This window comes from Burkholderia sp. Bp9140 (genome assembly GCF_003853425.1).
Lineage (GTDB): Bacteria > Pseudomonadota > Gammaproteobacteria > Burkholderiales > Burkholderiaceae > Burkholderia.
Genome location: NZ_QTPQ01000137.1, coordinates 1 through 328, shown reverse-complemented (window position 1 = coordinate 328; position 328 = coordinate 1). Strand labels below are relative to the sequence as shown.

Sequence of the window (328 nt, the reverse complement as noted above, 5' to 3'; positions counted from 1 at the left end):
GCGAACTGGTTGAGTTCGCAACTAAAGCGGACATGCCGATCATCGAGAACGGTGTGTATAACGAACTGTATTTCGGCGAGTCGCATCCAAGCACGCTGAAGTCCTATGACCGCAGCGGGATCGTGCTGCACTGCGCGTCGTTCTCGAAGAGCCTGACGGCGGCCTACCGGATCGGCTGGGCGTTGCCGGGCCGGTATCGCGATCAGGTCGAGAAGCTGAAGTTCCTGAATACGCTGGCGACGCCGTCGCTGCCGCAGCTCGCGATCGCCGAGTTTCTCGAACGCGACGGTTACGAGCATCACCTGCGGCGCTTGCGCAAGGCGTATGC

1 pseudogene is annotated in these 328 nt (G+C 61.0%); it reads left to right on the top strand.

Annotated features, from left to right (window positions below):
• Positions 1–328 (top strand): annotated as a pseudogene (locus DIE21_RS36975) (2-aminoadipate aminotransferase); the annotation flags it as partial.